Consider the following 21,703-nt stretch of genomic DNA (forward strand, 5'->3'; position numbering starts at 1 on the left):
ATACCCATATCGGCATTGCACCCTGCTACGCGGGGCAGGCTATGGCAAAAATGATGGAGTTTGGGGCTTTCTTTGAATTGACTGTGTTGATGATAAAAAAGGTCGTCTGAAAATTTTCAGACGACCTTTTTGACAACAAACCTTACCTATCGTCAGGCTTTTGGTTTTTCTGACGTAGTTTTCTTGGCTGTTTTTTTGCCTTCGGTAGGCGTTATGTAAGAATAGTAGTAGTCGTAAGTGCTGTTCGCCTCGCGTTTCATACCATTGAGGATAACGCCTTTGATGGTGATTTTGTTTTGACGCAGGCGTTCCGCACTGATAGCCAGCTCTTTGCTAGTCGTATTGCCGTAGCGGCTGACCAGTAGGACTGTACCTGCATGTTGTCCGACAACGACGGCATCGGTTACCGCCAAAACGGGCGGGGTGTCGATGATGACGTAATCGTAACGTTTTTGCGCGTTTGACAACAGTTCTTTGAAACGGTTGTCCATCAGCAGCTCGGACGGATTTTTAGGATAGCTGCCGGTGCTGATGAGGTGCAGGTTGGGAATGTTGGTTTGAGTAACAGCCTGTGCTGGGGAAACTTCACCAGAAAGAATATCGGACAGGCCGAATTCGGGTGTTACGTTCAGCAACTGATCCAGATAGCCTTTGCGCATATCAGTATCAATCAGCAAGATGCGTTTACCGGACTGTGCCATCACGGTGGCGAGGTTGGCGGAAATGAAGGATTTACCTGCTTCCGGAGCCGCACCGGTAATCATGAGGATATTATTGCGTGCGTCCAGCATGGAGAAGTAGATGTTGGTACGCAGGGCGCGGATGGCTTCGACGGCGATGTCGGTACTGTCCTCGTTTGCCAAAAGATAGTTGGAACGGCCTTTGAGCGATTTGAACTTGCGCTTGATAAGGTCGCGTTTTTGCTGGGTTTTTGAATGCGGGATAAGGGCTGAGACTTCGAGATCGAGGGCTTCGATTTCTTCAGACGACGTAATACCGCGGCGCATGCGGCCTTGCAGCAGGAACCACATGGAGGCAAGTGCGCCTGCGGCTAGCGCGCCCAATGCGGCGATAAGGGCTTTACGCGGGGCGATCGGTTTTTCCGGCGTGTAGGCATGGTCAACGACGCGGACGTTGCCTTGCGCACTGGCTTTCATGATGTTGAGTTCTTGTTGTTTCGCCAAGAGTTGGACGTAGGTCGCTTGGTTGGTTTCTACGTCGCGGGTCAGACGGATGACTTCCTGCTGGGTGTTGGGCAGGCCGGCAATTTGCTGGTTGATTTTGCTCTTGGCGCGTTCGAGTACCGCCAGTTTGTCCAAAACGGCTTTATAGGAAGGGTGTTCCGGGGTGTACAGTTCTGCCAAACCCGCTTCTTCGGTTTTGAGCAGGGTGATTTGGGTTTCGATGCTGGTCAGGCTTTCAAGCGCGCCTTTGGACTCAAGCGGAATATCGAGCGAACCCGAGCGTTCGCGATAGGCGTTAAGTTTGTTTTCTGCGTCTTGCAAGGTTTCTTTCAGACGAGGCAATTCTTCGCTGATGAACGCTAAGCCGCTGGACGCGACTTGAACGTCTCGTTCACGGTTTTGGGAGACGTAATTGTCGGCGATGCTGTTGAGAATAGTGCTGGTTTTTTTAGGATCGGTATCGGTATAAGACAGGTTGATGATAGGGCTGGTTTTACCTTTACTGATGACCGAGAGCTTGTTTTTTAGGTTTTCGATAGCGCTGAGTTTGGAGAATTTGGTCAGCTCGAAATCTTGCTCTGCCTCAGCAAGAATGCGGTCGACTTTTAGAACGGTTTCATTATTGACTTTAAGGGGCGCGCCGACGCGGCCTTCTTTAGTCGTACCGTCAGGGAGTGTCAGCAGGTAGGTTTTGCTGTCTTTGACAGTCAGTTTGAAGGGTTTGTTGATCCAGTCCTCAGAAACGGTGAACGCGCCGATTTTTAACATCGGGTCGTCGCTGCCGCTGAGGTTGTGCACCATATTCCCGAAAATCGGGAAGTAGGTGGCTTTGATTTCTTGATCAAGTTGCAGGTCTTCAACGGTTTTGCCCAATACCAAACGAGATTGAACGAGCTCCACTTCTGCTTCGGACGGTGCAGGTTCGTTGGAAAGCATGTTGTTGATTTCGGTTAGAATCTGGTTTTGTTTGGTTTCGATTTCCAACATGGCGTCGGCGCGATAAAGTGGGGTGGAGGCCAAACCGATTACGGCACCTGCCAATCCGCCTGCCAAGATTGCGGCGGCGATTTTGTTTTTGTTTTGCCACAGGCTTTGCATTTGTTGGCCGAAGTCGATTTCGTCGTTGCCGGCAGGGGTTGATGAGGGATATTGTTTGTACATCAGTGGACTTTCTTCTTAAAACGGGTTCTGTTGTGCGGAAGATGGAGATTACTGCTCTGCCTGTCCGCTCAGTTTATCCGCCCATGTGTCGGCGGCTTGTTCGATTTGTAGGAAGACCGCTTCGAACATTTCACTGCTTTGTTTGAATGGGTCGGGTATATTTTTTTTCGGCAGCCATTGGGCAAGCAAAAAGGCTTTACTGCGCGCAGACGGCTGGATGTCGGCAACCATGTCGATATGTGCCGGCTCCATGACCAAAATCAGATCCGCTTCGTCGCACATCCTGGGTGTCAGTTGGCGGGCGGTATGTCCTGCAACGATAACGCCGTGTTTGAGGGCGGTTTTGATGGCTTGGAAGTCTGCATCTTTTCCAGCCAATGCGTTAATGCCGGCGGAGCTGATACGGCGGTTGGGCAATTTTTTCTGCAAAATGCGTTCTGCAGTCGGGGAGCGGCAGATGTTGCCCATACATACTACTAAAATATTTTGAAACATAAAGGAAGAGCGTTATTTTTCTTGTATAGGGTCAAATCATGATAAAACAGTTTGCGGCCGGATATTTTATCGGTCCGGATGGGGATTGCGTTCATACATTATCCAGAATTCAGACGACTCATACCCGAACCGCTGTTCCGTCTGACAACAGATGTTGCCGGACTGTCAGGTTATTTGAATGTGCTGTCGATAGAATTGACGTTGGTAACGAAACTGGTTATTTGCGACACTACGCGGTTCCAACGGGTAACCGGCGCGGCAGTCACATAGACGATGTCGTTGGGGCGCAGGTCGAAGTCGTTGCCCAATGCGTAAGCAGTCGCGTCTTTCAGGTTAAGTTGGTAAATGTGGATAGGTTTGGCTGCATCTTCAGGCGCGCGGCGGATGACGAATACGCCTGTTGCATCGGCTTGGGATTGGCTCATACCCCCTGCCTCACCCAATGCCTGTGTGAGATTTAGGCCATGATTGCCGATGGGCAGGGTTGCTTGGCGGCCGACTTCGCCCATGATGTACACTTTGCTGTTGCTGTTGTTCGGAATATACACGATGTCGCCGTTGCTTAAGAGGTGGTTTTGCGACATATCGCCGTACTGCATGATGTTTTGCAGGGAAATGGTGCGGTCAACACCGTTATGCGTCCATTTGATGTGTTGGGTGTCGGCATTTTGCGCCACGCCGCCTGCTTGGTTGACGGCATCGAGGATGGTCATGGGGACATTGGTAATCGGCAGTTGGCCGGCTTGGCCGACGGCGCCGGAAATGGAAATGCGTTGCGAGCGGAATTCGGTTACGTTGATAGAGACTTGGGGATTTTTAAGGTAACGTTTCAGACGACTTGTCAGGATATTTTGCAGCTCGTCTATGGTTTTGCCTTGCGCTTTGATTTTGCCGACCAGCGGGTAGGTGATGTAGCCGCTTTCGTCCACCCAGGCGCCTCGGCTGACTTGGTTGCTTTGCGGACTGCTTTGTTGGACGGGCGAATTGAGGTCGGTGTGCGCCCAGACCATGATGTTCAATACGTCGCCTTTGCCGATATGGTATCGGTAGGCGGCTCTGCTGTGTTCGAGGGCTGCGTTGGTTTGCGACAACACCGGCGGTTTGCGCATTTTTTCAACGAGACCGAAGGTAATCGGATAGATGGCAACGCGTTTGTCGAATTTAGTGTCTGCTACGGTTTCTCCGTTTTCGTAAACGACGGCTTTGTTGCGTGTGTTGATGGTGGAGCCGGGAATGACGGTAGTGCTGTTGCAGGCGGTCAGTGCCATCAGCGACAGGCTGATGAGGGCAAGCTGTTTTTTCATGTCGGTATCCTTGTCAGTCTTATCGGGGTCGTCTGAAAATTTTCAGACGACCTTTTTGTGGAATGTTTTGCTTTGTCGGTCGGGTGTTTAATGTGTCTGCTGCCAAACCAAATCGCAAATATCGTCTTTGGGATTAAAGCCGGCGGGGGCTTCGAGCAGCAGGGCGCGCAGGGTTTGTTGGTCTGAATTTGAGCACGCTAAGTCCATACGCATAATTATGTCATTTAATTGCGCCCATGGCAGCATTACTTCGCTGGCGGTCATAATTCGGGGATGAGTGGTTTTTTGCACTTCGTCTCCGATGAGCAACTCTTCGTAAAGTTTTTCACCCGGACGCAGCCCTGTAATTTTAATTTCGATATCGCCGTCGGGATGTTGGGCATCTTTCAATTTCAGGCCGCTAAGCGTAATCATTTGTTTGGCTAAGTCAATGATTTTAACAGATTCGCCCATATCCAACACGAATACGTCGCCGCCTTTGCCCATCGCGCCCGCTTGAATGACGAGTTGGGCGGCTTCGGGGATGGTCATGAAGTAGCGGGTGATGTCTTGGTGGGTCAGGGTGATGGGGCCGCCTTCGGCGATTTGTTTTTCAAATACCGGCACGACGGAGCCTGAAGAGCCTAAAACGTTGCCAAAACGCACCATGCAGAAGCGGATCTGTTGGCCGGGTTCGGCGGCAAGCGCCTGCAGGCAGAGTTCCGCCATGCGTTTGCTGGCGCCCATGGTGTTGGTCGGGCGCACGGCTTTGTCAGTGGAGATAAGCACGAAGGTGCTGACGCCGGATTCGACGGCGGCTTGGGCGCATAAGAGCGTGCCGAAGACGTTGTTGCGTATGCCTTCGACGGTGTTGAACTCGACCATGGGGACGTGTTTGTAGGCGGCGGCATGATAGACGGTTTCAACGCCGTATGCAGTCATGACGCTGATCAGGCGTTCTTTGTTTTGCACGGAGCCGAGCAGGGGGACGACTTCGATTTGACTGCCGGCGGCTGCCTGAGTTTCGCGCAATTCTTTGTCTATGCTGTACAGGGAGAACTCGGACAGTTCGAACAGCAGCAATTTGGACGGGCGGCATTTCAGGATTTGGCGGCAGAGTTCGGAGCCGATGGACCCGCCCGCACCTGTTACCATTACGGTTTTGCCGGTAATGTCCGCACCCATGAGTTCGGGGCGGGGGGCGACGGGGTCGCGGCCGAGTAAATCGACGACGGAGATTTTTTTCAGAGCGCTGACTTTGATTTTGCCGTCCACCAAGTCTTTCATGCCGGGGATGGTCAGCACTTCGCATTTGTATTTTTCGAGGCTTTGGATGATGCGGCGGCGTTCTTCCTGAGTGGAGCTGGGGATGGCGAGCAGGATTTTTTCCACACCGTAGCGGTCGATGAGCGATTGGATGTCTTCAGGACCATAGACGGTCAGGTCGTAGATGACGGTGCGGCGGATTTTGGGGTTGTCGTCCACAAAGGCGACAGCGGAATATTCGTTGACCTGTTTGATGGCTTCCAGCAGTTGGCGGCCGGATTGTCCTGCGCCGTAAATGATGACGGGCGCCATTTGTTTTTTGTGGCGGTCGGTCAGGATGGCACGCAGAATCATGCGCGAACTGGTGATACAGACGACCAGCAGCAGAAAATAAACAATAGGCAGGGCAAGGTGCAGCTTGCGCTCAAAAATCAGGGTAGTCAGGCAGAACAAGACGGCTGAAATCAGGCTGCCGAATGCGGCGGCGGTCAGGACGCGGGTACTGACGAAGCGGGTAACGGCGCGGTACAGCCCCAGTTTGACAAACAGCGCGATGGTCAAAAAGGCAGTCGAGCCGAAGGCAAGCCAGTTCGCCATGCTTGCCCATTCGTCGGAGTATTGAACTCGGAGGCTTTGCGCGAACCAAAAGGCGATAAAAACCATCAAAATATCATGGATGACGAAGAAGGTTTTTTTGACGTTGCGGGGCAGGGATAACAGGGTTTCCAAATTCATTTTGGTATATTCTGAGTAATGTTGTCGGACAGGGTTTCAGACGACCTCAGCCATACGAAGGTCGTCTGAAAAGACGTTTGTTGCTACGGAGCATTGGTTTTCCGTATGTGTCGGCTGCTTGCCGGTTCCCTTTTTTATAGTGGATTAACTTTAAACCAGTACGGCGTTGCCTCGCCTTAGCTCAAAGAGAACGATTCTCTAAGGTGCTGAAGCACCAAGTGAATCGGTTCCGTACTATCTGTACTGTCTGCGGCTTCGTCGCCTTGTCCTGATTTAAATTTAATCCACTATATTCGGCTGAAGCGGTAAACCGCCGCCGTCCCGATGAGACGGGCGCGGCGGTTTGTACTTTATGCTGTGGCTTCTGCCAACACAGCTTCGATGTGTTCTTTGCAGAACGCGATTTCGTCGTCGGTCAGCGTCGGGTGCACCAAGAACATCAGGCTGGTGTCGCCCAGTTCGACGGCGTTTTTCAGCCGCTCTTTCGGCCGCCACGGCGTGTTGTCGAAGGCTTTTTCCAAATAGACTTCGGAGCAGCTGCCTTGATAGCAGGGGACTTTGCGCGCGTTCAGTTCGCTGACGATGCGGTCGCGTGTCCAGCCTTCTTTCAGGTGTTCGGGTTTGACGAAGGCGTAGAACTTGTATTGCGCGTGTTCGATGTAGTCGGCGACTTCAATCAGGCGGATGCTGGCAAATTTGCCCAAACTTTCTGCCAGCTTGGCGGCGTGCGCTTGGCGGCGTGCCGTCCATTCGGGCATACGTTTGAGCTGGATGCGGCCGATGACCGCCTGCATTTCCATCATGCGCCAGTTGGTGCCGAAGCTTTCATGCAGCCAGCGGAAGCCGGGGGCGTGTTCGCGGTGGTACACGGCATCATAGCTTTTGCCGTGGTCTTTGTACGACCACATTTTGCTCCACAGTTCTTTGTCGTTGGTGGTGACCATGCCGCCTTCGCCGCCGGTGGTCATGATTTTGTCTTGGCAGAACGACCATGCGCCGACGTGTCCGATGCTGCCGACGGATTTGCCTTTGTATTTCGCGCCGTGCGCTTGGGCGCAGTCTTCGATAACCCACAAATCATGTTCTTTTGCCAAGTCCATGATGCCGTCCATTTCGGCGGGCATACCGGCGAGGTGGACGACGATGATGGCTTTGGTATTCGGCGTCAGCGCGGCTTTGATGGTTTCGGCGCTGATGTTTTGGCTGTTCAAATCCACGTCGGCAAACACGGGGTTCGCGCCTGCGGTAACGATGCAGGAAGCGGAGGCAAGGAAGGTGCGCGAGGTAACGATAACGTCGTCGCCTGCACCGATGCCCATCGCTTTAAGCGCGACATCGAGTGCCAGCGTGCCGTTGGAAAGGGCGACGGCGTATTGCGTGCCGGCGAAGGTGGCGAATTCTTTTTCAAATTCACGGCATTCGGTGCCTGTCCAGTAATTGACTTTGTTGGACAGCAGGACTTTGGAAACGGCATCGGCTTCTTCTTGGGTGAAGCTCGGCCACGGGGAGAGGGATGTGTTAAGCATTGGCTTTTCCTGCGAAAAGGCTGGTGGAGTCTTTGGGGGCGACTTCTTCCAGCAGTTGGCGGTTGATCAAGGTGTATTTTTGACCGTCGATTTCGACGTATGCACCGTCGTAAGGCGGGAACCAGAACGCGCGGATTTTTTTCTCGACATCGTCGCCGTCATGGATTTGCTTCATCGCTTCCATTTCATCACGGCTGACGTAGCGGCCGCCGATGTTGGGCGTGGTCGGCAATTTGGCTTGCGCTTCGACGGCGCGGGCGATAATGCGTTGTGCGAACGGCTCTAATGCCTGCATGGTTTTGCGTTCGAGCGATTGGGCGGTTTCGGCGGCGGGATCAATGGGGAAACGGTCCACTTCGATGATTTCGCCGGTGTCGATGGAGGCATCAACGTAGTGGGCGGTGCTGCCCCATTCGGACAATTCGTCCATGATGGCGAGGTTGTAACCGCCTGTGCCTTTGTATTCGGGCAATAAGGCAGGGTGGAAATTAATCGTGCCTAAATGTGGTGTGGTCAGGAATTCGTCGCGCAGTTTGCGCCAGTAGAGTACGGACAAGCCTAAATCGTATTTCAGACGACCCTCTTTCATCGCTTCCAAGGCGGTGTCGAAAGTGTAGAGCGGCAAGCCCAATTCTTTGGCAGCGGCGGTCGTCGGCGAGCCTTGCAGGTGGCTGTCGGTCAATACGCCGACGATTTCGATACTGTCTTGTAAGGATAAGAATCGTAGCAGGTTGGCGGAAAGCCGTTTACGTCCCATGAATAATATTTTTGTCATGTAATAGTCCTTTTAATATTGTGAGTGTCCGTTTGATTATGTAATGGTTAAATGTTTGAATCGATTAGAGAAGTTAAATCTTGAAGGGAGTCGATCCAAAAAGCGGGATGATATTCTGTACTAAAATTTTCGGGCAGGTGGCAGTGGATATTACGCCCGGAGGGGCGCAATCCTATGGTTATCCAGCCTAAAGCGTTCGGCGCGATGAAGTCTTTGGAAATGTTGTCGCCGATATAGATGAAGCAGTCTGCCTTTGCGGCATATTTGTCTTGCAGATAGCGGAAGCGTTTGCTGTCGGGCTTTTCCGAAGCGCAGGCTTCGGAGACAAGGATGTCGTCAAACAGGGAAAACAGACCCAAGGCTTCCAGTTTCAGACGTTGGGTCAGGCTTCTGCCGTCGGTAATCAGTGCGCGTGCAGCGAAGGGCGCGGTCAGTTCGGACAGGAAATCCGGCGCGGCATACGGCGTCAGCGTCGGGCGGTGCAGCCGGTATTGCCACAGAAGAACCTGTTTCTCCGATTCGTTGAAATCGCAGTGGCGACACAACTTGTCCAGCCAGTCTTTGCCGTCGGGGTCGATGCTGCGCCATAGGTCGTCTGAATTCCAATCGGGATACAGTGCGACAACGGTATTGACGACCGCACGAATACCCGACAGCTTGTATTCGTATTCCGAATACAGCGTATCGTCCAAGTCAAAGACAATGACGGCGGTTTCGGGATTAATCGTTTTCATGAACCAAGACCTTGGCATCGTAGCGCAGCATGATGAGGTTGTTTTCCCAGTCGTCTGAAAACGGGATTTCTCCGTCGACGAGGTATTCGCGCATCAGCCAGCCCGGATAATTGCCGCCTGCGGCATACGTCAGCGGGAAGCCGCCGCCGAAGCGGGGGTTGATTTCCACGCCGTAGAATTCGCCGGTTTCTTCGTTGCAGAAGAACTGCGCCGTGATGCAGCCGCGCGCGCCTTCCAATACCGCCATTTTTTCCAGCAGCGTTTGGTAGAGGCTGTTTTTGCGGGTGATGCCTTTGCTGACTTCGCCGGTACGCACTTCCAAGCGTTTACGCGGAATCGTGCATTTCAGACGACCTTGTCGGTCGTAATACATATCGACGGTAAATTCGGAAAATTCGTTTTCGATATCTATAAGCTGACAGAACATTAATTTGGGGTCTGCCAAAACTTCAGGTGTCAGATCGGCAGGCGTGTCGATCCGTTTGGCACCGATGGCGCGGCTGCCGTCGTAAGGTTTGGCGAAGCAAGGGAAAACCAACTTCTCGCGGTCGTAAATTTCGGGCGAGCGTATGCCGTACTGTGCAAACAGGTCGGCAGTTTTACGTTTGTCGCGGCATTGCGCAATAAAGTCCGCATCGGAAACGACGATGTGGATACCAGCCGCCTCGAAGCGGTCGCGTTCATTCGCCAGTTTTTGCAGTTCGGTATCTATGGTCGGGATGATCAAACCGATGTTTTCGCGTACCGCCAGATTAAAAATGCTGTCGATATACGAATCGGAACTGATCAGCGGCACTTCAAACGAACCGTCCGAAACATGGCAGGCGGAAGACATACGCGGTACCAAATCCGTCGTCAAAATCTTGACGTCGTCTGAAAACTTGGCGGCTTCGGTTTGAAAATCCTGTACCAATTCGACGCGCCTTCCCGCGGAAAGGATAAGTACGTTATTTTTTTTCATCTGTGTCATTCCCTGTGAAATACGGCATGGTGGCTTCTCCCTCAGCCGAAATGCCTTCTTTGATAAAGACTTTTTTGACTGTCAAAAACAGGATTTTCATGTCCAGCCAAAAACTGTAATGGTCGATATACCAAATATCGTGTGCGAACTTTTCGTCCCACGAAAGCGCGTTGCGCCCGTTGACCTGCGCCCAACCTGTTACTCCCGGTTTCATTTCGTGGCGGCGGAATTGAAATTCGTTGTAAAGCGGCAGGTAGCTCATCAAAAGCGGTCGTGGGCCGACCAAGCTCATATCCCCTTTTAGAACGTTCCAAAGCTCTGGAAGTTCGTCCAGGCTTGTGGCGCGCAGCTTTTTGCCGAAAGGGGTCAGCCGCTCGCTGTCGGGCAGAGGGTTGCCGTCTTTATCGACCGCATCGCGCATGGAGCGAAATTTGATCATTTTGAACGGTTTGCCGTCTTTACCCGGCCGCTCTTGGGTGAAGAATACCGGTTCGCCCAGGTTTTTGCGGATGAGGTAGATCAAAATCAGAAATACGGGCGAGAGGAAAATCAGTCCCGAGGCGGAGGCGACAATGTCAAACAGGCGTTTGAAGAATTTACTCATGGGCTAATCTTTCAATCAGGTTGACGATTTTTTGATACGCCACGTCGCGCTTGAAGCGGCGGACGATTTCGTCGGATTGAACGGGGTCGTTTTTGCGCGCTAGAATGTCTTTGGCGGCTCGGACGAAGCTGTCCACATCGCCGGAACGGTAGTCCGCGTGCGGCAGCAGGGTGAGGACTTCGGCAACTTCGTCGTTGACTTGGCTGTTTAAAATCGGTTTTTGCAATGCCATATAGTCGGACAGTTTGTTGGTAATCGACTGCATGGCGTAGGAATGGATGGCGTTGACCGAGATGTCGCAGCCTTTGGCGACCGACATCATTTCGGCGTAGGGGATGTAGCCGTAAAACCGGATACCGTCGCAGGCGTATTGTTTGAGCCTGTCCAAATCAGGGCCGCCGCCCATGATGTGCAGTTCTACATTTTCGCCGTCGTCCAACAGTTTGCGAACGCCTTTGCACACGGTTTCCACGTCATAGCTGTAACTGAGCGTACCCAAGTAGAAGAAACGGGTTTTGTTGTCACCGAAGTCTTTTGCCGGCGCGGCATCGAGTTTTGGAAAATCCGCACCGATATAGACGACTTCGCCGGGAACGTTCGGATTGGCTTCTTTGGCGCGGTCGAGGTAGGTCTGCGATACGGCGACCAGCGCGTCGGCGTAGCGGTAGGCGCGGTTGGCGCGGGAGGAGAAGGGCAGCAGGTTGTGCGGGATTTTTTTCAAAAATGGCACGACCGAGGAGAAAGACTCCGGCCATACGTCCTGCACGTCGATAATCAGTTTGTAGCCCAAACGCGCTTTGTGTTCGCCCAAGAGCAGGTTAGTAGCAATCAGTGGGTAGGCGGAAAAGACGACGTCTTGCTCGCCCGGACGGCAGTTGTTCAGCCATTGCTCAAAATTTTTGATGAACACATGATGGCTTTTGACGCGGTCCAGCGATACGTTTTTGCCGTAGCCGCTCTCTTCCAGCAGCATGACTTTCAGACGACCTTGCGAGGCAGATTCGGCATCTTCAGGTCGTCTGAAAGATTTGTCGTAGTGTTTGAAATTGCTGGTAATCAGCAGCACGTCATGAGACTGCGACAACAGCTCGGCAAGATACCAGAAGCGGTTGAAATGCGGCTCGGACGGCAGCGAACAGTAGGGGGCGACGATGGTGATGTTCATATTTTCAGACGACCTCACATATCGTAAGCGGCCATTGTGGTGCGATAGATTTCATCATCGGAACACAAGGTCTCAACGTGTTTATGCAGGGCTTTGCCCATCTTTTCGCGCAACTCGGGCTGCTTGATGAGTTGATCGACGGCTTCGATAAAGGCTTCGTCTTCGCCGAATGGGAAACAGTATCCGGTTTCGCCGGTAATGACCATTTCGGAAATGCCGCCCATGTTGTAGGTCACGACGGGCGTGTCGTAGAGGCCGGCTTCAAGGATGTTGTTGCCGACGCCTGCGCCGTGGTCGCCGATGCAGTGCGGCGTGTTCACCAAAATATCCACGTCTTTGAAATAGCCGGTCAAATCGCGTACTCCGCCGAGGAAGGTAACTTTGTCGTCTATGCCCAAACGCTTTGCTTGCGCTTTCAGATTGTCCATTTCTTCGCCTATGCCTGCTACGTTCAGGCGCACGGGCATATTGCGGTCGACCATTTTCTTAAAGATGTCCAGCATCACATGCACAGCGCGGACGGTATCCAAGCGCGACAGCGTGCCGAGCATGACGTAGTCTTTGGCGGTTTTTTCAGGAACGTAATCGGCTTTGTGCAGGGCGTTGTAGGTGTAGGTGATGCGGTTGGCGGGGAAGCCGTGGCGGATGAGTTTTTCCCGCTCGTGTCTGCAGTTACCGATGATATATACGCCCAGCTTGTCGAAAAGTTTGGCGATTTTCGGATAAGTTTCAGCATCCAGACCGCGCGCGTGGTAGAACACTTTGGTTTTGGGAGAAGCTATTTTTGCTGCGATGGCGCAGGCGGGAACGATGCGCGCCATTTGGCAGTGGACGATGTCGGGTTTTTCCTGTTTCAACATTTTCATGTAGGCGAACATTCCCTTGATGTAGCCCAAGATGCCGCCCTGATAAAAATCAATAGGACGCCATTGGATGCCCAAGGCTTGGGCTTCTTTGATGAGTGGGCCATCGGAAGAGGCAAGGACAACCTCGTGGCCACGCTGCCTGAGCAACCGTCCTAAGCGGAAGGTTGCGTTTTCAGTGCCGCCGAGGCCGGACATGGAAGTAGTCAAAACAATTTTTTTCATATCGTGTTTTCTATCAAGGGGTGTATCGGTACGCGCTATACGCCGTATCGCGCTGCGGCAGGACGCTGTATAGGAAAATCAAAAAGCAGGGCAGCCAGATGAAGGGCATACGAAAAATGGTGGACGGGATAAAACCTGCCAAAAGGAACAATCCCATTGCTGCCAACCCAATGACGCGCTGCTTGCTTTTCATATTCCTGCCGGCGGCTACGCAGAAGAAATAGTATGCGGCATAGAACAAAAAAGCCGTCAGCGAAATCAGACCAAAACCGAGGTATAGCTCGATAAGGAAGCTGTGCGGGTTTTCAAACGCCAAACTGTCGCTCAAGTGGCCGCCGAAATATTCTTGGAATTTTTTCGGACCATAGCCCAACAGCAGGAATGGCGGATGTTCCCAGAAATAGTTATAGATTTCCTGACGGTAGCCGACCGAATTGTCGCTTTCCAAATCAAACAGGAACAAATACAGGCGTGAGGAAATATTTTCCAAAAAGGCATTACCGTGCAGGGAGAGCAGGAAATCGGCAATGTACTGTTTCGGAATCATCGACAATCCTGCGCCTGTAACACCTATGGTCATCAGCGTAAACAGCCCGTTGTTACGGTAAATCAAGTTCAGGATAAACAAAATGATGTAACACAGGGTAGCGGTACGCGACGCACTGGCAAAAATGACTACGCCCAAACATAAAAAAAGTATCAAGCCGAGCAAGTATTCTTTTTTACTGACATCAATATTGAAAAATACTAAAACAGCAGGCGCAAAACAGAGGGCGGTCGTGCCTAAGTTGTTAGGGTTAAAGAAGAAACCCTTAATAATCCCCGCATCAATGGCCAATACTTCATCTGCTTGAACGAATTGGATGCCGGTCAAAATCTCCACAGCGGGCGGGATGATGATAAATGCGCAGAAAAAAAGCAGCAGGTGGCGGATAAACGCCATCGGATTTTCATGTCGGCTCAATACCAGGTACAGCAGATAAAACAGGCTGGGTAGGGACAGGAAGAAAAACGTATCCATAATCCTGACCGAATCCAGCGTGGTAATAAACAGATGGATGCCGCCCCAACCGCACATGATGGCAAGCGCTGCCAACATCCTGCCTGCTTTGCCGTTGAACCGTTTGGACTCTAACGCAAAAATCAGTAGGGCGGTAGGCAGCAGCAGGATGGTCAGGGGGTTGTCGATACGCGGAATACCGGCTTTGTACGACAGCATCGGCCCCAGCATATAGGCGGTTGAAATCGTGTATATCAGCGTAATGTATAAAGTTTGTGTTTTGAGTTTCACTTTGTTTCCTGAGGTGGGACGGTTTCGGAAATATTATTATATGCAGAAACAATTTGTCTGACCGCAGAATCCGACTGAATGCGTCGGTAATGTATTGGGCGGTATATCGGCCGAAAAGTTTCAGTTCCGATGGTTTTGTGTCCGTCTGAAAACTGCCGCTTCCTTCGGATTATCTTTTCAGACGACTCTTGACAGCAGCTGCTGCCGAAATAAGGGACGACTTGCGACGCCATATCAGATAGGAGAGTCCTGCCAGCCAAAGCAAGGCGAACAACGGATAATTTTCCTTTGTGCCGAAATAGGTGTAGCTCAGGCAAAGCAGTACGCTCAAAGCGGTATTGGTATAAATTTTCAGCCGCGGCAGAGGACGCCACACCCTAGATGAAAATTCGGTTTTGATGATGCAAAACACCCAAAACGATATTGCGCTCGCTATGGCTGCACCACGCGCCCCCAAATGGGGAACCAATAGCGACAGCAGACTGAAATTGATGGTAAAAGCGACAATGTTGACTGCTGTAATTAACCAAGTTCGTTTAACAACGTTCAATCCGATACCGCTGACTTCCGTAAGCGTATAAAACAGCGGATACAACATGCATGAGAGCAGCAAAAACTGTACCGGAGCGTATTTGTCGGGCAATATCCAAGTAACGACGGGCGAGAAAATGCCGATAAAACAAATCATCGCACTGATTAATTCGGTCATCGAAAGGGTGATGCCGCCGATTTTATCCAAATGGGTTTTGTCTTCCACCCATTTGAACACCAAAGGCGCCCAAATGGTTGAGAATACGCTTTGAAAAATCAGGGCAACCGCGCCGAAGCTGACCGCCATCGAGTAAATGCCAAGCTCATTCAAACCCGCCCACTGTTTGAGCGCAAAACGATCGATTGAGGTCAATCCCCAATAAGCCAAATTCCCGAATGCCAAGGGCAAACCGTAGCGCAGGCTTGCATGATGGGTTTCAGACGACCAAGGAGCGCGCGCAGCAGCGCGCAGTTCATGTCTGGTTTGGTATGTCAAAACGGCGACAGTCAATACTTGCGCCACGGTGTAGGCAAGGACAAGACTGACGGTATCAGTTTCGACACCGCTGAAAACGAATAACAAAACCAACGCCAAAATCAGGAATTTCGGTGTAAGTTGGCTGAGGGAAAAGGCGACGGCTTTTTCCTGCATCCTCAGTATCAGGGAGAGAAACCGCGCAAACAGGCAGGTCAGCAGGAAAATTAAAAACAGCAAGCCCAAGGTTTTATCCGGCAAATCAAAAATCAAATCTGCCGGCCAAGCCGTATTCCATACAAGCACCGCCAAAATCACGACAGTCGTCAAAACGAACGGCGACAGGCTGATGGATTTAAACAGGGACGCTTTATCTTTAGCAGCGTAATATTCGCGGATATACGCCTGATCCAAACCCAGCCCCAAAATCAGGATGGTCAGACCGGAGATGGTTTGCAGTAAGACGATACGGCCGATGTCTTCCGCAGGGTAGTACCATGAAATCAGCGGAAGCGAGAGGATGCCGAAAGCCGCGCTGCCTATCGGGCCTAAGGCATAACCGAGTATTTTTCTTATATTCATAAATAGGTGGGGTTTGTTGCCGCCAAGATTTTCAGACGACCTGAAAACGCAGCCGCATCATGCGAATAAGGGCTTTCTTAGGTCGTCTGAAAACAAACGGACTAAGAAAGCCGACTGCCTGCCGAGAGCTGTCGGCAAGCAGTCCGCCTCAATCATCAAAGGTGTTACGCTTTCACGACTTTCGGGTTTTTCGCAGGGAACTTGCCGCGCGTATCGACAATCAGTTTGGCGTGTTCGGCAATCATGTCGTAGTCAAACTTGTCATGGTCGGTCGTCAGCACCACGCAGTCGTATTTCGCTATGGTTTCCGGCGTCAGCGGCTCGCTCTTCAGGTCGAAGTAGTGGTGGCCGGGGATGTACGGGAACTCAAGCACGTGCGGGTCGGAGTAGGAAATGTTTGCCCCCAATTTGTGCAGGCGGTCCATCACTTCCACAGACGGGCTTTCGCGCATGTCGTCCACATTTTTCTTGTAGGCGATACCCAAAACCAAGATTTTGCTGTCTTTGATGGAACGGTTGTGTTCGTTCAAAGCCAGTCCCACTTTGCCGATAACGTAGTCGGGCATGTGGGAGTTCACTTCGCCTGCCAACTCGATGAAGCGGGTGTTCACGCCGTATTCGCGCGCTTTCCAAGTCAGGTAGAACGGGTCGATGGGGATGCAGTGTCCGCCCAAGCCCGGACCGGGATAGTAGGCGACGAAGCCGAACGGTTTGGTTGCCGCGGCGGCGATGACTTCGTGAATATCGACATCCATTTTGTCGGCGACGATTTTCATCTCGTTCACCAAACCGATGTTCACGGCGCGGTGGATGTTTTCCAGAAGCTTGGTCAGCTCGGCGGCTTTGGTGGAGCTTACCGGTACGACTTTGTCGATGGCAGGCTGATACAGCGCGATACCGACTTCCAGACAAGCAGGGGTATGGCCGCCGATGACTTTCGGGATGGTGCGGGTTTCAAAATTCGGGTTACCCGGGTCTTCGCGTTCCGGAGAGTAAACCAAGAACACGTCTTTGCCGACTTTCAGACCGCCTTCTTCAACGCGCGGCAGCAATTCTTCTTCGGTCGTACCGGGGTAGGTAGTAGATTCCAAAGACAGCACTTGACCGGCGCGCAGGTAAGGTTTCACCGCGTCGGTGGTGTCGATAACGAAGCTCATGTCCGGCTCGCGGTATTTGTTCAACGGAGTCGGTACGCACAAAATCACGGCTTCCACTTCGCCGATGCGGGAGAAGTCGGTGGTGGCTTCAAACAGGCTGTTTGAAGCGGCGGCGATTTTCTCGGCAGGAATATGCTCGATGTAGGTTTCGCCTTTGTTGAGTTTGTCGACTTTGGTTTTGTCGATGTCGAAGCCCAAAACCTGATAACCGATGTCCACATAGCGGAGCATCAGAGGCAGGCCGACGTAGCCCAAGCCGACGATACCGATTTTGGCGGTTTTATCTGCAAATTTCTGAATGGTGGTATTTTTCATGATAGGTCTCATGTGATGGAAAACAAACCGACGCGACCATGTCGGACTCGCGCCGTGCCTGCCTGTGGAGGCATTCAGGGAAAGAGGAGGAGTTGTTCGCAGGTTTAGAGTAAAAGGGGAAAAAAAAGTTTTACGCCTTATATAAAAACGGCGCGAACAAAAAATGCAGTATTATAATATATGCATATATTATAAAACAATGATGACGGAAAGAAAGAAATCTTGTTGTTTTTAATGTATATTATTTCGTTAGTTACAAAAATTTGCATTGTAAATACAAATGATTTGCCGATTGTAAATTCCAAAATATTTTCGTAAATTAACCAAGGTTAAGATTTTTGTAAAACCGGACGTAAAATTATAAAGGTCGTCTGAAAACCTTAAAAATTGGGTTTTCTGACGACCTTTGCACATTTGGCCGTATCGCTTCAAGGCATTTTAAAACATAGAATGCCCGCCCACTGTTTTTTCCGGTACGGATTGAATCACGTCCCAATGTTCGACGATTTTACCGTTGCGGTCGAAGCGGAAAATATCGACGACCGCTTCGCCCCGGTCTTGGGCGGAGGTTTGGCTGAAGACGTGCATGAACACCAAATCGCCTTCCGCCGCGATACGTTTCACTTCGGCGCGCGAGCCGGGATTTTCTTTCAAAAACGGGGCGAAGGCGTCAATAAAGGCTTGTCCGCCGTCGGCAACGGTCGGATTGTGCTGGATGTAGGTTTTGCCGACATATTTGCTGACGGCTTCTTGCAGTTTGTGTTGGTTGAATGCGAGGTCGTAGAAGGCAAGGGCGTTGGCTTTGTTGCGTGCCTCTTGGGTTTGCGCGGCTTTGGTATGTACGGGTTTGGCTTGGGAAGCGGCGTATGCGGCGGTCGATGAGAGAGCTGCTGCGGTCAGTAAGACGGCGATGATTTTTTTTATTTTTCGATTTCCTTTTGGTTTGGGGGAGGGAAAGGTCGTCTGAAAACTTGATTTTTAAGGTTTTCAGACGACCTTTGCTCTAGACAGCGGTTAAGCGGCGGCAACGGTAAAGCGTTCAAACAATTGCGTTTTGTTTTCCGCGTCGTCGGCGATGGCGACCGCCAGATCCGCTACGCTGATGCCTGCCGGAATTTCACCGTCCATCAGCAAATCGTCTTTGCCCAAGCGGTATTTGCCGGTTTTGTCTTCGCCGAACCCGCCGTCCGCGCCCAGTCGTGCCGGAGGGGAAACGAAAGACCAGTTCACATCGCGGCGCGGCAGGAGTGCGGTCAAGAGATGGCGTGCGGCATTGGCGCCGTCGTAAATGGCTTTGGGGAAGTCGGGCGTATCGACAACTTGCAAATCAGGCGCGACATACAGGCTGCCCGCGCCGCCGACGATTAAGAGATACGGCACTTGCGCCGCTTTTGCCGCTTCGACGATGCTGTTTGCGCCGCGTGTAAAATCCGCGCCGATATTGGGATTGGTCCAGCCGGGATTGAACGCGCTGACCACAGCGTCAAAGCCTGCCAGCTTGTCGGCGAAATCTGCCGCGTTCACGTCTGCGGAGACGGCGGCAACATTTTGCGCTTGGAACACTTTATCCGTATTGCGCGCGAAAGCGGTCACTTCATGCCCGCGACCTGCCAATTCTTGAACCACTGCGTTGCCGACATAACCTGTTGCACCGATGACTGCGATTTTCATGTTTGACTCCTTGTTAGGATATGATTGATTAGATGAACGCATTGTAAGGTCGTCTGAAACGCTTGATAATCCCCGTTTTGCTGTTATGATTGTGAAGTTAAACTAAACAATCAAAATAGAAGGCCGTCTGAAAGCGTTTGGACTTCGTTAAAACCAAACTTTCAGACGGCCTCATCATAGAAGAATGCAAGACATCAAACCCCTGCTCGTTTTCGCCGCCGTCCTCGAACACGGCAGTATGAACGCCGCTGCTGCCGCTCTGGGCATGACCCCGTCTGCCGTCAGCCAGCACATCAACCGCCTCGAAACCCTGCACGGCATCAAGCTGTTAAACCGCAGCACGCGCAGCCTTTCGCCGACCGATGCCGGCCGCGCTTTGGGCGAATACTGCCGCCGCCTCGCCGCCACCCTTACCGATACGCGTACCGTTATCGACAATCTGAAAACCGAACCCGTCGGCGAATTGCGTATCTCCCTAACATCCAGCGTTATCAGTTCCCGCGCTTTTCAGACGGCGTTTGCAAGATTGCAAACCGAGTTTCCCAAAATCCGCCCCGTCCTCAATTTCAGCGATACCTTGGACGACCTGCAACACAATCAGACCGACATCGCCATACGCGGCGGCGACCGCGCTTTGGATGATCCCAACCTTGTCGCGCGCCATCTCGTTACTTGGCCGTACACCATTTGCGCCGCGCCCGATTATCTCGACCGCCATCCGCCCATCACCCATCCCTCGCAGCTTCACGCCCACCGCTGGCTGCACTTCCTGCCCGTGCGCACGACCTTGCAACACGGCGGCGAAAGCTATTTCCTCGACATCGCCGACAGCATTGCCTGCACGCATCTTGCCGCCGTGCGCAGCCTGACCGAAAGCGGTTTCGGTTTGTCTTTGCAAGTGGGCGGCGAAGTTCGGGAAAAAATCGCCCAAGGTCGTCTGAAAACCGTTTTGCCCGAATGGACGCTGCCGCCGGTCAGCCTCTATTTGGTGACGCCTTATCGCGTCCAGTCCGCCAAAACCGAAGCCGCCGTCCGTATCTTCACGGAAAGTTTCGCCAAGGAAGCAGACGCATGAACGCGGAAAATTGGTGCGTTTACCTGATTCTGTGTGAAAACGGCGCGCTTTACTGCGGCATCAGCAACCGCCCGCAAGAGCGGTTCGCTGCCCACCTCGCCGGCAAAGGCGCGAAATATACGCGGCTGAACAAACCGACGGCGATGCGTATCGTTTCAGACGACCTCTCCAAAAGCGAGGCGCTGAAACAGGAAATCGCCATCAAAAAACTGACGGCAGGGAAGAAGCGGGAATTGTGGGAAGCGGTGGCGGGAAATATTTTCCCTATCCAATAGCATGGATATTTCCGGCAGTTGTGTGATAAAAGGTCGTCTGAAAAACAGAGTTCAGACGACCTTGATTTTCTGTAAGCCGTCGAATTTAACATTCCTGAAAGATAAGTTGAAATTCCCTAACCGGCAGCATAGTATAATGCCCGCTTTCCGCAAATCTTGAGGCCGCCATGAAACCGATACCCTATATCCTTGCGGCTGCGCTCTGCCTCAGCAGCTCAGCCGTATCCGCAAATCCCGTTACCTATATCTGCAAAACCGCAAACGGCATCGTCTTTACCAACCAGAAAACCGGTGCCGAATGTACCGTGTCCCATGTTGACGGCAGCGCGACCGTCAGCAGCGAAGAAGCCGACAGCGCCGTTCCCGAAACGGTCAACCTGAAAGAAGCCATCGGTCAGGCAGCCCCCGAAATCGACGACATCAAAATCCTTCCGCGTCCGGCAGTAAGCAGCGTAACCAACACCGCAGAAGCCGCCAATCCCCGCCTGGATGTGAGACTGCGCAACCAGCCGGATGCCAAAGCCGCCAAAGCGCGTACCGCAGAGATGAACCGCAAAGCCAAAATCCTTCCTGCGCCCGTTGTATCCGCACCTGCGAAGCCACAAATGTCGCGTAAGCAAATCCTTCAAAAAGAAGTCCGCAACGAACAGGCCGCACTCGCCCGCGCCCAATCCCAACTTGCCGCCGCCCGCCGTCAGGGGGATCAGGCAAAAATCAACCGCCTGACCCGTGATGTCAGCGACAGGCAGGCAAGCATCCGCGCCATGCAGAACGAAATGGGGCGTTGATTCTTTTTTATAGCTTTATTGCAATCCACCTTCAAAAGGTCGTCTGAAAAGTAGCGGAACCCGCTATGGATATTTCAGACGACCTTTTTGCGTTGTTTTCCCATGTTTGCTAGCGAGAGTTTGAAAGATCGGAATGTAGCGTGGGCTATGCCCACGAGTGCAGTTGGCGGGAGTCATGGCAGAGGAAAAGTTGTGTTTCCCTGACTTGGCAAGCTTCTGCTGCCAATTCTTTTCCTTGCGATAGAAGACGGTAAGCGCAAGATGAAGGATTAATTCTACAAATCAATACCGTTGCGACGGCGTCTCAAATTTTCTTTCTGTATTTTCATTCAAATATAAATATCGTCTTAAACGACATATCCATAAATGCAATATGAGAGTTTGGCATGAGAATTGCAGGGTTTAGACATAGTTCCACTTTTAAAAGTAAATATACGTTAAAAAATAAAAGAAACTTAAAGATTATCGGAGCTTATTTTGTATGAGCGGTGATTTGATGAAGTTTCTACACTATATCTACTGATATAGATATGTTCTAAAAATTGTATCTAAGTGACAATTAACGT

General features: G+C 51.8%; 19 protein-coding genes and 1 pseudogene. 3 read left to right on the forward strand and 17 right to left on the reverse strand.

Annotation, left to right across the window (positions count from 1 at the left end; translation table 11 throughout):
* Nucleotides 1-152: 152 nt before the first annotated feature.
* The 17 genes and pseudogenes from RSJ68_11985 to RSJ68_12065 form a co-directional block, all read right to left on the reverse strand.
* A complete protein-coding gene (locus tag RSJ68_11985; GenBank protein ID WNU97092.1) occupies nt 153-2,345 on the reverse strand; it encodes a polysaccharide biosynthesis tyrosine autokinase in 2,193 nt (730 codons plus the stop codon).
* Between the two features lie 48 nt (nt 2,346-2,393).
* Nucleotides 2,394-2,840: a low molecular weight protein-tyrosine-phosphatase gene (locus RSJ68_11990; protein WNU97093.1), complete on the reverse strand. Its 447-nt coding sequence runs from the start codon at nt 2,838-2,840 to the stop codon at nt 2,394-2,396.
* A 170-nt stretch (nt 2,841-3,010) separates the two neighbouring features.
* Entirely contained in the window at nt 3,011-4,144 is a 1,134-nt protein-coding gene (locus RSJ68_11995) for a polysaccharide export protein (protein WNU97094.1), read from the reverse strand.
* Between the two features lie 87 nt (nt 4,145-4,231).
* On the reverse strand, nt 4,232-6,124 hold the full coding sequence (locus RSJ68_12000) for a nucleoside-diphosphate sugar epimerase/dehydratase (GenBank protein ID WNU97095.1): 1,893 nt from the start codon (nt 6,122-6,124) through the stop codon (nt 4,232-4,234).
* A gap of 229 nt (nt 6,125-6,353) precedes the next feature.
* A pseudogene (locus RSJ68_12005) lies at nt 6,354-6,416 on the reverse strand (transposase).
* A gap of 58 nt (nt 6,417-6,474) precedes the next feature.
* On the reverse strand, nt 6,475-7,650 hold the full coding sequence (locus RSJ68_12010; protein ID WNU97096.1) for a DegT/DnrJ/EryC1/StrS aminotransferase family protein: 1,176 nt from the start codon (nt 7,648-7,650) through the stop codon (nt 6,475-6,477).
* Nucleotides 7,643-8,425: a formyltransferase family protein gene (locus RSJ68_12015; GenBank protein WNU97097.1), complete on the reverse strand. Its 783-nt coding sequence runs from the start codon at nt 8,423-8,425 to the stop codon at nt 7,643-7,645. The genes RSJ68_12010 and RSJ68_12015 overlap by 8 nt, the downstream gene beginning before the upstream one ends.
* 47 nt (nt 8,426-8,472) lie before the next feature.
* Entirely contained in the window at nt 8,473-9,159 is a 687-nt protein-coding gene (locus RSJ68_12020) for an HAD family hydrolase (GenBank protein WNU97098.1), read from the reverse strand.
* Nucleotides 9,146-10,120: an ATP-grasp domain-containing protein gene (locus tag RSJ68_12025; protein ID WNU97099.1), complete on the reverse strand. Its 975-nt coding sequence runs from the start codon at nt 10,118-10,120 to the stop codon at nt 9,146-9,148. The genes RSJ68_12020 and RSJ68_12025 overlap by 14 nt, the downstream gene beginning before the upstream one ends.
* The gene (locus RSJ68_12030) at nt 10,107-10,724 is read right to left on the reverse strand and encodes a sugar transferase (protein ID WNU97100.1); all 618 of its coding nucleotides are present in this window, start codon (nt 10,722-10,724) and stop codon (nt 10,107-10,109) included. The genes RSJ68_12025 and RSJ68_12030 overlap by 14 nt, the downstream gene beginning before the upstream one ends.
* On the reverse strand, nt 10,717-11,889 hold the full coding sequence (locus RSJ68_12035) for a glycosyltransferase (protein WNU97101.1): 1,173 nt from the start codon (nt 11,887-11,889) through the stop codon (nt 10,717-10,719). Before RSJ68_12035 ends, RSJ68_12030 begins: the two co-directional genes overlap by 8 nt.
* A 14-nt stretch (nt 11,890-11,903) precedes the next feature.
* Nucleotides 11,904-12,977 (reverse strand): glycosyltransferase family 4 protein, encoded by a 1,074-nt coding sequence (locus tag RSJ68_12040; GenBank protein ID WNU97102.1) that lies wholly within the window; start codon nt 12,975-12,977, stop codon nt 11,904-11,906.
* Between the two features lie 13 nt (nt 12,978-12,990).
* Complete coding sequence (locus RSJ68_12045) at nt 12,991-14,268, reverse strand: O-antigen ligase domain-containing protein (GenBank protein ID WNU97103.1); 1,278 nt, start codon at nt 14,266-14,268, stop codon at nt 12,991-12,993.
* A 169-nt stretch (nt 14,269-14,437) separates the two neighbouring features.
* Nucleotides 14,438-15,856 carry an oligosaccharide flippase family protein gene (locus tag RSJ68_12050; GenBank protein ID WNU97104.1) on the reverse strand — a complete coding sequence of 473 codons (1,419 nt, stop codon included), beginning with the start codon at nt 15,854-15,856 and terminating at the stop codon, nt 14,438-14,440.
* Between the two features lie 164 nt (nt 15,857-16,020).
* Nucleotides 16,021-17,328 (reverse strand): nucleotide sugar dehydrogenase, encoded by a 1,308-nt coding sequence (locus RSJ68_12055; protein WNU97105.1) that lies wholly within the window; start codon nt 17,326-17,328, stop codon nt 16,021-16,023.
* Between the two features lie 438 nt (nt 17,329-17,766).
* The gene (locus RSJ68_12060; GenBank protein ID WNU98408.1) at nt 17,767-18,252 is read right to left on the reverse strand and encodes a nuclear transport factor 2 family protein; all 486 of its coding nucleotides are present in this window, start codon (nt 18,250-18,252) and stop codon (nt 17,767-17,769) included.
* 90 nt (nt 18,253-18,342) lie between these two features.
* Nucleotides 18,343-18,999, reverse strand: a complete 657-nt coding sequence (locus RSJ68_12065) for an NAD(P)H-binding protein (GenBank protein ID WNU97106.1) — start codon at nt 18,997-18,999, stop codon at nt 18,343-18,345.
* A gap of 184 nt (nt 19,000-19,183) precedes the next feature.
* Between RSJ68_12065 and RSJ68_12070 the strand changes: the two genes are divergently transcribed.
* The 3 genes from RSJ68_12070 to RSJ68_12080 all read left to right on the forward strand — a co-directional run bounded on the left by RSJ68_12070 (nt 19,184) and on the right by RSJ68_12080 (nt 21,137).
* Nucleotides 19,184-20,074 carry a LysR family transcriptional regulator gene (locus RSJ68_12070; protein WNU97107.1) on the forward strand — a complete coding sequence of 297 codons (891 nt, stop codon included), beginning with the start codon at nt 19,184-19,186 and terminating at the stop codon, nt 20,072-20,074.
* Nucleotides 20,071-20,349, forward strand: a complete 279-nt coding sequence (locus tag RSJ68_12075) for a GIY-YIG nuclease family protein (GenBank protein ID WNU97108.1) — start codon at nt 20,071-20,073, stop codon at nt 20,347-20,349. The genes RSJ68_12070 and RSJ68_12075 overlap by 4 nt, the downstream gene beginning before the upstream one ends.
* A 167-nt stretch (nt 20,350-20,516) precedes the next feature.
* Complete coding sequence (locus RSJ68_12080; protein ID WNU97109.1) at nt 20,517-21,137, forward strand: hypothetical protein; 621 nt, start codon at nt 20,517-20,519, stop codon at nt 21,135-21,137.
* The last annotated feature ends 566 nt before the right edge of the window (nt 21,138-21,703 follow it).

The organism is Neisseria sp. DTU_2020_1000833_1_SI_GRL_NUU_006, assembly GCA_032388755.1.
Classification (GTDB): Bacteria; Pseudomonadota; Gammaproteobacteria; order Burkholderiales; family Neisseriaceae; genus Neisseria; species Neisseria sicca_C.